At 65.8% G+C, this 13,055-nt stretch carries 10 protein-coding genes; 8 read left to right on the top strand and 2 right to left on the bottom strand.

All coding sequences use genetic code 11. The features are described from left to right. Window positions 1–11 precede the first annotated feature (11 nt). The 8 genes from CHB96_RS17715 to CHB96_RS17680 all read left to right on the top strand — a co-directional run bounded on the left by CHB96_RS17715 (window position 12) and on the right by CHB96_RS17680 (window position 8,866). Window positions 12–1,169 carry an HpcH/HpaI aldolase/citrate lyase family protein gene (locus tag CHB96_RS17715; protein ID WP_089248598.1) on the top strand — a complete coding sequence of 386 codons (1,158 nt, stop codon included), beginning with the start codon at window positions 12–14 and terminating at the stop codon, window positions 1,167–1,169. Then, window positions 1,166–3,499: a phosphoribosyltransferase gene (locus CHB96_RS17710; protein WP_089248596.1), complete on the top strand. Its 2,334-nt coding sequence runs from the start codon at window positions 1,166–1,168 to the stop codon at window positions 3,497–3,499. Before CHB96_RS17715 ends, CHB96_RS17710 begins: the two co-directional genes overlap by 4 nt. After that, the gene (locus CHB96_RS17705; protein WP_089248594.1) at window positions 3,496–4,326 is read left to right on the top strand and encodes an HAD family hydrolase; all 831 of its coding nucleotides are present in this window, start codon (window positions 3,496–3,498) and stop codon (window positions 4,324–4,326) included. Before CHB96_RS17710 ends, CHB96_RS17705 begins: the two co-directional genes overlap by 4 nt. Before the next feature lie 77 nt (window positions 4,327–4,403). Next, window positions 4,404–5,876 (top strand): PPE domain-containing protein, encoded by a 1,473-nt coding sequence (locus CHB96_RS17700; protein ID WP_141136502.1) that lies wholly within the window; start codon window positions 4,404–4,406, stop codon window positions 5,874–5,876. Continuing rightward, window positions 5,873–6,619 carry an ESX secretion-associated protein EspG gene (locus CHB96_RS17695; RefSeq protein WP_089248590.1) on the top strand — a complete coding sequence of 249 codons (747 nt, stop codon included), beginning with the start codon at window positions 5,873–5,875 and terminating at the stop codon, window positions 6,617–6,619. The genes CHB96_RS17700 and CHB96_RS17695 overlap by 4 nt, the downstream gene beginning before the upstream one ends. A 107-nt stretch (window positions 6,620–6,726) precedes the next feature. Beyond that, complete coding sequence (locus CHB96_RS17690) at window positions 6,727–7,338, top strand: hypothetical protein (RefSeq protein ID WP_089248588.1); 612 nt, start codon at window positions 6,727–6,729, stop codon at window positions 7,336–7,338. Further along, window positions 7,338–7,559: a helix-turn-helix domain-containing protein gene (locus CHB96_RS17685; protein ID WP_089248586.1), complete on the top strand. Its 222-nt coding sequence runs from the start codon at window positions 7,338–7,340 to the stop codon at window positions 7,557–7,559. Before CHB96_RS17690 ends, CHB96_RS17685 begins: the two co-directional genes overlap by 1 nt. Before the next feature lie 101 nt (window positions 7,560–7,660). Then, complete coding sequence (locus CHB96_RS17680) at window positions 7,661–8,866, top strand: TerD family protein (protein ID WP_089248584.1); 1,206 nt, start codon at window positions 7,661–7,663, stop codon at window positions 8,864–8,866. 50 nt (window positions 8,867–8,916) lie between these two features. Here CHB96_RS17680 and CHB96_RS17675 read toward each other — a convergent pair whose 3' ends face one another. Together CHB96_RS17675 and CHB96_RS17670 are read right to left on the bottom strand one after the other, a co-directional pair. Beyond that, window positions 8,917–10,377 (bottom strand): glycosyltransferase family 87 protein, encoded by a 1,461-nt coding sequence (locus CHB96_RS17675; RefSeq protein WP_089248582.1) that lies wholly within the window; start codon window positions 10,375–10,377, stop codon window positions 8,917–8,919. Window positions 10,378–10,537: 160 nt separating this feature from the next. Beyond that, the gene (locus CHB96_RS17670) at window positions 10,538–13,009 is read right to left on the bottom strand and encodes a transglycosylase domain-containing protein (RefSeq protein ID WP_245865826.1); all 2,472 of its coding nucleotides are present in this window, start codon (window positions 13,007–13,009) and stop codon (window positions 10,538–10,540) included. Between the last annotated feature and the right edge of the window lie 46 nt (window positions 13,010–13,055).

The raw sequence follows: 13,055 nt of genomic DNA, 5'->3' as shown, positions 1-13,055 counted from the left end.
TAAGGACTCCGGTGCAACACTTTCGACATCTCGACGCGGCAGTGCATGCCAAGCTGTTCTTCCGGCCGCCGGAAGACATCGATCCCGCGGGCGACATATCCAGTGTCGCAACCGCTCTCGGTGCCACGTTGTACATGCCTGCCACGCGAGCCGACCTGCGGGCCACGCTCGTCAAACGCAGCGCCGAAGGTGTGCGCTCGCTCGTGATCGACCTCGAGGACGCCGTCGCCGACGACAATCTCGAGGAAGCAATCGCGAACACCGTGACCACACTCGACGAGCTTCGGCACGGCGACGAGCTCGGATCGCTCGTCTTCGTCCGCGCCCGCACGCCCGATCAGATTCGACGCATCAGCGACGAGGTCGCGCACGGCGCACACGCGCTCGCCGGCTTCGTGATCCCCAAGTTCACGGCCGCGCGAGGTGCCGAGTTTCTCGACGAGATCGCCACGGCATCTCGGGCCCACGACAAGCGGCTCTTCGCGATGCCCGTCCTGGAGTCCGGCGAAGTGCTGTTCCGAGAGACGCGTGATGCGGAACTGATCGCCGTCCGAGAGCTCCTCGTCGAACATCGCGACCGGATCCTCGCCGTTCGGATCGGCGCGACCGACATGTGCGGCACCTTCGGCATCCGACGCGACCGCGACCTGACGATCTACGATGTCCGCGTCGTCGCCGATGCGATCAGCGCGATCGTCAATCACTTGGGCCGTTCGGGCAGTACGGGTTTCGTCATCACCGGTCCGGTGTGGGAGTACTTCGCCGATCACGAGCGCATGTTCCGCCCCATGCTCCGGCAGACACCGTTCGCCGAGCACGAAGCAGTGCGGTTCCGTCAGCAACTCGTCAGCAGCGACCTCGACGGACTACTGCGCGAGGTGGCGCTCGATCGCGCCAACGGGATACAGGGCAAGACCGTCATCCATCCGTCGCACGTGCCCGCAGTCCACGCGCTGTCGGCTGTCACGCACGAGGAGTACCACGACGCGCTGGACATCCTGGCATCCAACTCGGGCGGTGTCCGGCCGTCGGGATACAAGAACAAGATGAACGAGCTCGGCCCACATCGCAATTGGGCCCTGCAGACGATGCTGCGCGCCGACGCGTTCGGCGTCACCAACGAAGGGATCACGTTCGTGGATCTACTCACGGCATTGGCGGGCCGATGACGACGCCCAACCCGGCGTCGGGTGTCGTCGTCACCGGAACGGGATCGTCGTCGGACTGGACGGTCGAACAACTCGTTCAGCCCGGACTGCGCCGGAACCCCAGGCGTGCACACCTTCTCGTCTCCGAGGTTCTCGGTAAGCACATTCCGGTGGATCCGGAGGTCGTGACGGCCGCCGCCGATCGTCTGGGCACACTCGTCCTCGACGCCGTCGGTGGCTCCGACGTCGTCGTACTCGGATTCGCCGAGACCGCAACAGGTCTCGGCCATGGCGTCGCAGCTCGGCTCGACGCCTACTGCTACCTGCACTCCACGCGTCGCGACGTACCGGGCATCGAGGTGTACGGCGAGTTCCAGGAAGGGCACTCGCACGCAACCGACCATCGACTTCTCCCCACGTCCTCGTCCGTGATGGACGTTCCGCTGCCGCTGGTGCTCGTCGACGACGAGATCTCGACCGGCAAGACGGCACTCGAAGCCATTCGCTCGGTACACGCGGTGACCCCGCGCCAGCACTACGTCGTCGCGTCGCTCGTCGACATGCGCAGTTCCGAGCACTACGCCGAATCCGACTCGGTCGCTGCGGAACTCGGAGTAGTCATCGACAGCGTGAGCTTGGCACAGGGAAGTGTCCAGCTCAGCGACAACCTGGTCGACGACGTCGTCGCGCTTCCCGAACCCGCGTTCAATCCCGTCGCCGCCGAGGCGGGCACCGTCACCCGCGTCGACGTGGAGTGGCCCGCAGCCGTACCCGACGGCGGACGCCACGGGTTCCTGTCCTTCGATACCCCGGCGTTCGAAGACGCTGTCACCGATGTCGCGGCGCGTGTGAACGCCGCGCTGCCCGACGGTGCGCCGATCGTCGTTCTCGGACACGAAGAATTGATGTACCTGCCGCTTCGGTTGGCGTCGATCTTGCGCGCCGGCGGACACCCCGCATTGTTCCAGACCACCACGCGCTCACCGGCGTACGTTCTCGACCGGCCGGACTACCCACTGCGGCGCGGATTCCAGTTCATCGCACCCGAGCACGGCGAGCCGGAAGCCCGTTACGTCTACAACGCGTCGGGACCGGAGAACGCCGTTCTGGTATTGGTCGTCGACGATCCGGCCGACACGGACCGACTGTTCGGCGACGGAGGCGCGGCGAAGACGCTGGCCGCGTCGGGATCCGATGTGATGGTCGTCGTCATCGCCGGAGCGGATCCGCTGGCGCTCACCGCATCCCGGCGTGCGGTGCCGTTGACAGGACCCGCCTTCGGTTCGTACGCACCGAGCGAGGTTACGTGGCTGCTGAAGGACCTGTCGGATGTCGAACTCGAGGCGGGCATCGCCGAGCGTGAGAAGAACATTCAGGCCGGCACCGCGCACTATGCAGAATCTCTGCCGATCGAGTATCAGCCCGATCTCGCATACCGCGAACTGTTCGAGAAAGTACTGCAGGACAGTGCATCTCGACTGGCCACAGCAGTCGGCACGGTCACCGAACTGGTACTCGCCGAGCGGGGCAACGACGTCGTCCTCGCATCGCTCGCACGGGCGGGCACGCCGGTCGGCATCCTCATGCGCCGCTGGGCCCACCGGATGCACGGTCTCGAGCTGCCGCACTACGCAGTATCGATCGTCCGTGACCGCGGTATCGATGCGGTCGCATTGCGTTACCTTGCCGAACACCACGATTCGGAGAAGGTCGTCTTCGTCGACGGCTGGACGGGCAAGGGTGCCATCGCACGCGAGCTGACCGCCGCGCTCGACGCCTTCGACGGGCACCGGTTCAACGGCGACCTCGCCGTCCTCGCCGACCCTGGCCACTGCGCGCGCACCTACGGAACCCGCGACGACTTCCTGATCGCGTCGGCGTGCCTCAATTCGACTGTGTCCGGCCTCGTTTCACGTACCGTTCTCAACCGGGACCTGATCCGTGACGGCGAGTTCCACGGTGCGAAGTACTATGCGGATCTCGCACCAGACGACGTGTCGAATCACCTGCTCGACACCGTGTCCGCGCAATTCGACGCCGTGCGCGACGACGTCACCGCGGCGGTCGCGGCGGTCACTGCATCCGACCGTACCCCGACGTGGACCGGCTGGGCGTCGGTGGAGAAGGTGCGCGAGGAGTTCGGCATCTCGCACGTCAACTTCGTCAAACCGGGCGTCGGTGAAACGACGCGTGTGCTGCTGCGTCGGATTCCGTGGCGAATTCTCGTGCGCGACATCGGAGCCCCCGAGCACGAGCACATTCGCATGCTTGCCGCGGCCCGCGGAGTACCCGTCGTCGAAGTTCCCGATCTCGCGTATTCGTGCATGGGACTGATCAAGGACGTCACATGAGCGCGTTGATCTCGGTGGACCTGGACCGAACCATGATCTATTCCGCTGCAGCACTGGGCTTTCCCGTCGACGATTCGGTCCGATGCGTCGAGATCTACGATGGCGCACCACTGTCGTACATGACGAACGTCGCCATCGATTCGCTCGAGACGTTGGCTTCGAGTGCCGTGGTGGTTCCGACGACGACCCGGACGATCGAACAGTTTCGACGTATCGCACTGCCCGGCGCTCCGTGGCGGTACGCCATCACGAGCAACGGCGGCAACATACTGGTCGACGGGGTCCCGGATCATGAATGGCGACAGAGCTTTTCGGAGATCGACCTCGACGGGATCCGGCACGAGCTGCAGCTTCGTGCCGTCGGCGACTGGGTGCTGAAGCGTCGTACCGCGGATGATCTCTTCTGCTACCTCGTCGTCGATACGTCGACGATGCCGAAGGACTTTCTCGGCGACTGGTCGACGTGGTGCGCCGAGCGTGGATGGAACGTCTCGCAACAGGGGCGCAAGATCTACACGATGCCCGACGTCGTCTGCAAGAGCCGCGCTGTCGCCGAGGTGCTGTCCCGCTGCATCGACGACGGCCTCCTCGACGCTTCGTCCGTCACGCTTGCCGCGGGCGACGGCGCCCTCGACGCCGAGATGCTGATCGCCGCCGACCGAGCCATCCGTCCACGTCACGGCGAGCTCGAATCACTCGGGTTCCAGCACGAACGTGTGTCGGTGACCGACGCGTCCGGTGGCCGGGCCGGTGAGCAGATCCTGGCGTGGCTACACGCCAACGCACAGCTGGATGGAACCGTCGGCGTCGGAGGTGCGTCCAAGTAGTCAGGGTCTGGTCGTAGCTGGGGGGATACGAATGAGCGCGCTGGTAGAAGGTAGAGCACACAGCAGAGGTGTGCGTCGTGAGCCCTGAACCGGCGATCGTACTCGCGGACCTGCCCGAGACGATGAAGCAGTTGGAGACCGCTCTACCCGCCCTTGTCCGAGACGGGTTTCCCCTGCCACTGGGGCTCGCTGTGAGCCTCGAAGGCATCGTCGACGGCATATCGAAACAGGCGGGATATGCGGTCCAGTACGACGGGCTCGGCGCCGCATCGGAGGACGTGTTCGACGCGATGACGCACGCCGACATCTACGGCAAGGTGTCCGAGTTCGCCCCGGACACCTTGGTGACCATGGCGAACAACTGGCGCACCCTCGGCGCCAACGCGTCGAGGGACGCAGGTGACTTCGCGACGCGCATCGGCGGCGTGATCGGCCAGGACTGGCAAGGGGCTGCTGCGGAGGCGGCGGGCAACGGGGTGCAGCAGTACGCCGCGTCGGCTGTCTCGTTGATGATCGCCTCGCACACCTTCTCGAGCACCGTGTCCAGTGCACACGGCGGTCTTGCCGAGACCAAGAGCAGTGTGCCTCCGCCTCAACCGATTTCGAAGTCCGACCGCATTCTCGACGTCTTTGCATCGGTCAGCAACTTCGTGGTTCCTGGTTCGATGAAGAACTCGCAGTTCGAGCGCGACGAGGCCGAAGAGCAAGCACGCACGATCATGAAGACGCTGTACCAGCCTGCAATTCGAGATGCGAGCGACCGGATCCCGGTTCTCCCGCAGGCACTCGATCCGCTGAACGGGGGTGGTACCGCCGTCGGCAGCGCTGGTCCTTCTGTTCCGTACGGCAGCTGGCCCGCTTCGAATAGTACGTCCGGAGCAGCGGGCGGGCTATCGAATGGGCAGGCGTACGCCGCAGGCGCAGGGTCGTCTGTTCCCGGTTCGGCGCTTCCACCGTCGTCCGCGCAGGAGACTGCGACGCAGGCAGCTGCCTGGGCGCCAGGGGAGGCGGGAGCCGGTTCGTCGCCGTCGCCGTTGTCCGGCAACACAACTGGTACATCCAACGCTCCCGGCGGCGGGTCGGTCCTCGCAGGTCCGGTCGACAGTCGGAGCGGTTCGGGCGGCTTGGGCGGCAGGGCGTCGGGCGGTATGGGATCGGGCGGTATGGGATCGGGCGGCTCCGGGATCGGCGGTCGTCCAGGCGGCGGGTCGGGTGGAGTCATCGCGGGTGCGCCGCGGGGCGGCTCGCCCCTGGGCGGTTCAGGGCTGGGCGGTTCAGGGCTGGGCGGTTCAGGGCTGGGTGGCTCGGGACTGGGCGGCTCGGGTGGTTCTGCTGGCGGGTCCGGTGGTGCCGGCGGCATCGCGGGATCCGCTGCAGCTCCCGGCCGCGCGGGAGCACCGGGCATGGGCGCGATGGCGCCGGGCGCCGGGCGGGGTGGCGCGGACGGCGATGACATCCACAAGACCCCCGGATATCTCGTCGACGCGGTCAACGGGGACGAGCTGATCGGAACCCTCCCTCTGGTCGCACCGCCGGTACTCGGCGAATGATCGAGCGTCAGTGGAGGTTCCGCGGTCTCGAGTTCCGCAGCCTGATGCACATCGTGGGCCGAGACCGACTTCCCTTTCCACTGCAGTTCCGACCGGATGCGGTGTCGGCGGATCAGTACGCCCGACAGCGACGCGAAGCCGATGTTCTCGCACGCTCGGCCGTCGACGACGACCTTCGAATATCGTTGCGCGCCATCGCAGAACCGTCGTATCGCATCGAGGTCGTGGGACACCGGCGCCGCCGTGACGGGCAGGTGGTCAAGGTACGCGCGCATGCAGCGGTTCGGCACGACGTCGGTGTCGTTCTCGTTCAGGAACCCGGCGTGGACGACGCGACCGGTGGCGACATCGCGGTCACTCTCGTCGACGGGCATCGCGCGATCGACCGCGTCGTGCGGGCTCTGCCGTCACGCGCCGCGGGCACCACTCCGCGCATCGACGTCGCTCAGTCGCAGACGTCGGGCGGCACCATGATTCGGGCCGCGGCGGGGACGTCGAGCCGCGAACGTGCGGACCGCCTTCTCAGCGGACCGCAGTCGAGCGCCGGAGAGATCCTGATCTGCCCCGGCGCATCGGTCGACGGGCGCCCGGATGCGTCGACCTCCGGTTTTCACTGGATCGACATCGACGGCGACGGGCGGTACGTCGTCCGCCATGGTTCGACGGTGAGCATCCTGCCTGCCGGTCCGTCCGATCTGGACACGGAGATTCGACGGGAAGTCCGCTCGATGAGTCTGCTCTGATGCGCCGTTGACACCACATCGATTTTCGATAGGGTATCGATATTCGTTATTAACGATTTTCGATATGCAGGCTCTCTGCCGAGCGAGCTTGTCGATGCGGAGGTGCCGTGAAGTACGGACTCATCGGGCGCGGTTTCGGATCGGTGCGCGAAAGCAAGTCGATGGCATGGCTCGTCGCTGTGGCCGTCGTCGTCTGGGCTGTCTGGGACGTCGTCCAGTTCCAACGGTCGAGCACTGTCCACGCGACGGTCGAAGCGACGTCGAAGCAACCGACAGTTCCGATGTTCGGCGCGGAGTTCACGCCGGGGAACGTCGTCGAACTGACCGTCGCCAAGTCGGACCTGGGCCATCTGCACGGGTTCATCGTCTTCTGCGGGTACGCAAGGACTGTCGCGATCGTGCTCGTGCTGCTGTTCGGACTGATCTTCCTCTACCGCTTCAGCGTCGACGTGCTGACGAACAGTCCGTTCACGAAGCGTGCGAACACCAATCTGGTCTTGGTCGGCGCGGCGGTGGTCGCCTACCCGATCCTTCCCGGCATCTTCGATCGTCTCGGCACGAACTCGGTCATCGGCGCGCTGGATCTCGACAACTTCGACTCTCCAAGTTCTGCATCGGGCCTCTGGATCGCGTGCGCGATCGCCCTCTTCATCCAAATGGTCTTCGCGGCAATGCAACAGGGCGCCCGACTCGTCGAGGACACGGAGGGTCTCGTCTGATGGACGAAGTGCCCGATCACCTGATCACCTGCCACCTCGGCGAGATCCTGGACTCCCGTGGAATGACTCTGGCCGAACTGTCTCGGCTTGCCGGGGTCAGTGTGGTGAATCTATCGGTGCTGAAGAACGATCGAGCCAAGGCCATCAGGTTCTCGACACTGACGGCAGTCTGCCGGTCGTTGGGGTGCAGCCCGGGTGATCTGTTCACCATCCGAAGTTGAGCAAGCCAATTACGACAAATCGACCCAGTACATTGGTGAGGGCCATCAGCTTTCACACCCGAAACGAAGGACCCACATTGTCTGCTCCCGCCGGTCAGCCCTTGGTGAAGGGACAGAACGGACCGATCTCCGCCAACGACGTGGTCGTGTCGGTGCAGCTCACCGCCCCCGCGGACCTGTCGGCCCTGCTGGTCGGCGCGAACGGCAAAGTCCGTTCCGACGCCGACTTCGTGTTCTTCAACCAGCCCCAAGGGCCCGGCGTCCGCCTGGTTCCCGGTGCAGCCGGGCAGCCCGCGCAGCTGGCGATATCCCTGGCGCAGATCCCCGCCGACATCGAGCAGATTCGTGCGGTCATCACGCTGGAAGACGCGTCGAGCAGCTTCGGTCGTTCCGCGCCGCCCACCGCCTTTGTGACCGACGCGCAGGGGCAGCCACTGTTCCACTACAGCGTCGACGGGCTGAGCAGCGAGTCCATCGTCATCGCGCTCGAGGTGTACCGGCGTGCGGGAGCGTGGAAGGTCCGAGCCGTCGGGCAGGGCTATGCGGGTGGATTCGCAGCGCTGGTGACGGACCACGGAGTCAGCGTCGACGACGCGCCGACAGCACAACCAGCGGCGCCGCAGGCACCCACGCCCCCGCCCGCGTCGACACCACCTCCTACGCCTCCCCCCGCTGCGCCGTCGGGACCGCCGGAAGTCAGTCTCACCAAGGCTCGCCCGGTCAGCCTCACCAAGGGGCAGAAGGTCACGTTGCGCAAGGACGGTGGCGTCGCACTGACGATCATTCGCATGGGTCTCGGGTGGGATCCGGTGCAGGCCCCGAAGAAGACCGGTTTCTTCGGCGGCGGCGGCCGAGGGGGCAGCGGAAACATCGACCTCGATGCGTCGGCGATCATGTTCTCGAATCGCAACGTCGCGGACATCGTCTACTACGGGCAGCTGAAGGCCAAGGACGGCTCGATCCTGCACCAGGGCGACAACCTGACCGGTGAAGGCGAGGGCGACGACGAGGTCGTGAACGTCGACCTGACCCGCGTGCCCGCGCATGTCGACACGATCGTGTTCACCGTGACGTCGTATCGCGGACAGACGTTCGAGCAGATCCAGAATGCATTCACGCGACTTGTCGACGACACCAACAACACCGAGCTCGCTCGCTTCACGCTGCAGGGCGGCATGCCGTTCACCGGCCTCGTCATGGCGAAAGTGTTTCGTGAGGGCGGCAATTGGAAGTTGCAGGCGATCGGCGACGGCATCAACGCCAAGCATGCCGGTGAGGCAGTGCCTCAGCTCGGCAAGTATCTGTAGCTCGGCGCGAAAGGGACGCCCACGCGGCTACGCACATGCGTACGCAGTTGTCAGGACGTGGGCACCGGGTCGTTGCGACGGCCCGCTGCCCGCGTCGCGCGGTGGACGTCGGGCGTTCCTTCGAGCACCCCACCGAGCGGGTCGTCGACTCCGCCCCGTCTCACGATGTCCTCCGCGGGGAGATAGATCTGGCGTATCACCAACGCGCACAACACCACCACGGCCGCGTCACGTATCAGGACCGTCGCCGTGAACCACTGTTCCGGGATTCCCTTGTTGCCGACGCCGAGGTAGTAGTACATCCGCGGGAACCACACCAACGCGTCGATCGTCATCCATGCCAACAGGACTCGACGATGGGGTAGTGCGAGCACAGCCAACGGGACGAGCCACAGCGAGTACTGCGGACTCCACACCTTGTTCGTCAACAGGAAACCAGCGACGACGAGGAACGCCAACTGCGCCAGCCGCGGCCGCCTCGGCGCATTGACGCCGATATACGCGACGCCGATGCACACCGCGACGAACAGCAGCAGTGTGACCGCATTCAGGACGATGGGTTTGTCGCCCGGGTAGAGGGTACCGTCGAATCCCGTCCAGCCGGTGAACGACGAGATGACGTTGTAGATGGAATCGGGGTCAGCGCCGCGCGCGGAGTTGAGACGGAAGAACTCGTACCAACCGCTCGGATACAGCAGTGCAACAGGAAGATTGACTGCCAGCCATGCGGCGAGCGCCGAACATGCGGTGACGCTCCACTCCCGCATCTTGCCTGCGCGCCAACACAATACGAGGAGTGGCCCGAGTAGGAACAATGGATAGAGTTTGGTCGCACCGCCCAACCCCAGAAGAACACCGGCAAGCACCGGACGCTTTCGACTCCACGCGAGGAGGCTGCACGCCGCGAATGCCGTTGCGAGAGCGTCGAAATTGGTGAACCCATGGACGATCACGAGCGGCGACCCTGCGACGAGTGCGGCATCCCAGATACGACGCCCCGCAGCGAGAGCCGTCGCCCATACCGTCACCAACCACGCCAGCACGAGACCGACGACGACCACGTTGAAGTAGACGACGACCTGCAGTGCTTGCGGCAGCCACGGCATCGAATGCCACGCTTTCGCAACGACCATCGAGCCGTACTGATACAGCCCGGACAGCACCGGATACTCCATGTACCTGATCTGAGTGGTGCCGTCGGCGGCCGTTTCCTCCCAGGACTTCTTGTATGGGAAGGCGCCCTCGTCGAGTCGTTCGGCCCCGTACAACGGCACAGTGTCGGAGTAGCACATCGCGACGTACTGACGGCTCCCGCTCCAGTCGAGGCCGAGCTCGCCGTCGGGACCGTTGGGCGCCTGCTGAATACAGCCCGCCTTCGCGAACCAACCGAAGCAGAGAAACACCACGGCCAGAAGCAGAACGACGCGCAACGGCGTCATGAAGCGCTGCCGTCCGATCAGCGCATGCTTGCCCGCGGGACCGCCGATGACCGCAGCGAACTCTGCGGTCATCGGGTCCGTCAGCGCGGGCTGATCCCGAGTTCCGTCGGAGGAGCGATCGGGAGCCAGCGGGGCTGGACTCGCAAGGATTCGGTCTTGATGAGTCGTTCCGCAGGCTGCACTCCTGTCGGCGCCGGGCCGAGAGGATCTGTCGTCGCTCACGCCGTGAAGGCTACCGGGCCGGTTCGGGCTCGATCTCTTCCGGCGTGGCCTCCGGCGTCGCCGGGGTCTCCGGCGTCGGCGCAGGTGCGAGACCCGGAAGTGGGATAGTCACGCCGGGGAGAATTTCGACCTGACGCGGCGTGATGACCACGGGAGGCGAGATCTCGGTCGGGATCGGGAGAGTCACCGGTGGTGGAGCCGTCGTCGTCGCGGTTGTCGACGGCGCAGCGGGCGCGGTGTACTGAGGCACACCGGCCTGACCGGCGATCGGCTCCGGCGTCGGGAACGTCTCGTTTGACGTGCCGTCCAGTGCGCCGTCCATCGTGTCCTTCCAGATGTCCGACGGTATGCCCGAGCCGTAGATCGACCCGCCGTAGCTGTTCTGCAACGGCAATCCCTGTTCGGTGCCGACCCAGACGGCCGTCGACAGCGACGGCGTGTAGCCGACCATCCAGGCGTCCTTGTTCTCACCCGTGTCGCCGAGCTGAGCGGTACCGGTCTTCGCTGCCGACTGACGTCCACCGGCCAGGTTGTGGCCGTTGGAGTATCCGGCGATCGGCCGCATCGCAGCCGTCACGTTGTCGGCGACCGCCGACGACACGACCTGCTCGCCCGGTTCGGTGCCCCGGTCCAGGAGAACCGTTCCGTCTGCGGTGACGACGCGCTGCACGAAGTGCGGGGTGTAATAGACACCCGACGCTGCGAGCGTCGCATACGCCGAAGCCATGTCGATGACGCGAGACTGGTACTGGCCGAGCACGATTCCGTTGTTGGGGCCGACGTTGTCACCCTCGGTGAGCGTCGGGCCGACGCCGGGAATCTCTGCGGCGACACCGAGCTTGTGTGCCATGTCCGCGATCGACTGCGGTCCGTTGTCCATCGCAAGCTGCATGCGGTAGAAGCTCGTGTTGAGCGAGCGCTTCAATGCCTCGGCGATGGTGCAGGTTCCGCAGGACTCACCTTCGACGTTGCCGATCGAGATGCCGTTGACCGTCAGCGGCGAACTGTCGTACATCTGCGACAGCGGAATGCCTTGATCGAGTGCGGCAGCGAGTCCGAACACCTTGAACGACGAACCCGTCTGAAGACCGGACTGTGCGAAATCGAAACCGCGCCCGTCCGCACCGCCGTAGTAGGCCTTGACCGCACCGGTTCTCGGGTCGACGGACACCGAGGCCGTGCGCAGATCGGACGGCTCACCCTCGAGGTTCGAGTTGACGGCATCGATGGCCGACGCCTGCGCGACGGGGTCGATGGTGGTGGTGATCTGCAGGCCCTCGGTGTTGAGATCCTGCTCGCTCACGCCGGCTGCCGACAGCTCGCGCAACACCTGCGCCTTGATCAAGCCGTTCGGCCCGCTGTCGGTGTCGCTGTTGTCGGCCTGCGCGCTCGGCACCCACTGGGGGTACTGCATCGCCGCGCGCTGAGCCTGATCCAGGTTGCCCTGGGACACCATGCCGTCGAGCACGTAGTTCCAGCGTGACTGCGCGCCTTCCGGGTTGAACTCGGGATCGAGCCCGGACGGCTGCTGGATGGTGGCCGCGAGCACGGCACCCTCTTCGATGGACAGCTGATCGACCGGCTTGCCGAAGTAGGCCGTCGACGCGGCTGCGATGCCGTATGCACCGCGCCCGAAGTAGATGGTGTTCAGATACGCGGCGAGGATGTCGTCCTTGGACCACTGACGGGCCATCTTCGACGAGATGACGAGCTCGCGCATCTTTCGCGTCAGCGTCCGCTCGGACCCGACGAGCGCATTCTTGACGTACTGCTGAGTGATGGTCGAGCCACCACCCGCGCTGTCGCGCCCCAGAACGTTGTCGCGCAGTGCACGGCCGAACCCGGTGATCGAGAATCCGGGGTTCGAATAGAAGTCCCTGTCCTCGGCCGACAACACGGAGTTGCGCACGTGCAGCGGGATCTGGTCGATCGTCACGTCCGTGCGGTTGCCCTCGGGCGGGACGACACGTCCGAGCTCGGTGGTGCCGTCGGACGCGAGGATGGTCGCGACCTGATTGGTCTTGATGTCACCGGGACGTGGGACGTCCTCGACCGTGTACGCAACCATGAACGCAAGGATCGGGACGATCAGACCCAGTGCGACGAGGACGTACAGCGTTCGACGAACGGTACGCCAGCGGGACTTCTTCTTCGTTTTCGCGGCGGAACCTCTCTCGGGCGGCTCGGGCGGTTCACTGCCCGAAGAACGTGGGGGTATGTCGTCGGGCGGCCCGGGCGGCCCAGCAGGCGGGAAGCCGCCGGCAACCCGGGACGTGCGTGGGCCGTCGACGGGACCGCGGCCTGAGACGGGCGGCCGTCCGGGTGGAGGGCCCTGAGGTGAACGCCCGGGCGGCGGCAAGGGCCTGCCCTGCGCGTCACGACGCGGCGGCGGTGACGGTGGTGGGAGCGGCCTGCCCTGCGCGTCGCGTCGCATGGGCGGTGGCCCTGCGGGACGCTGACCGGACGGGCGCTGCGGCGGCATCGGCCGACCGCCGGGAGGGGGACCTGAGGGGGGAGGGCCCACTGGA

Origin of the sequence: Rhodococcoides kyotonense (assembly GCF_900188125.1) — a bacterium.
GTDB classification, from domain to species: domain Bacteria; phylum Actinomycetota; class Actinomycetes; order Mycobacteriales; family Mycobacteriaceae; genus Rhodococcoides; species Rhodococcoides kyotonense.
The sequence above is the reverse complement of the archived record's forward strand: the minus strand, read 5'-3'. Positions and strand labels throughout refer to the sequence as shown.